Below are 404 nucleotides of genomic sequence, written 5' to 3'. Positions count from 1 at the left end.
AACTCAAAGAAGAGGTAAAGAGCCTACATGTAACCGTTACAAAATTGACACACCTATTAACCCAAAAGGAAGGCGTAACAGTTACACCAAAGGTTACACAAATCGATACACAAAAGGTTACACAGAAAAGTTACAACGGCAATTACGAACAAAGAAAGCAAGCAGTAAGAGACAAGCTATTCCCCATCCTTGATGCCTACAAGGAAAAAGGGCAGGGATACCCATCTACAAAAGATTTAGCGATTGAAGCAGATATAAGCCGTGGCACTTGCAGAAAGTACCGCAGCGAGTGGGAAGAATTGCAGGAAAAGGGGTCTATTTAACATATAGTACCTATTACGCACCACTCGATCAGACTTCACTTTAAAAAGGGCCTCAAAGCTCTTTTTTTACATCTAAAGTGC

The 404-nt window shown here is 40.8% G+C and carries 1 protein-coding gene; it reads left to right on the top strand.

Going from position 1 to position 404, the window contains the following annotated elements; all coding sequences use genetic code 11:
* Positions 1-323: hypothetical protein (locus tag A3712_RS28035; protein ID WP_197465901.1), on the top strand; the 323-nt coding region annotated here is incomplete at its 5' end.
* Between the last annotated feature and the right edge of the window lie 81 nt (positions 324-404).

Origin of the sequence: Vibrio sp. HI00D65 (assembly GCF_001635455.1) — a bacterium.
In the GTDB taxonomy this organism is placed as follows: domain Bacteria; phylum Pseudomonadota; class Gammaproteobacteria; order Enterobacterales; family Vibrionaceae; genus Vibrio.
This window is presented reverse-complemented; position numbering and strand designations above follow the sequence as displayed.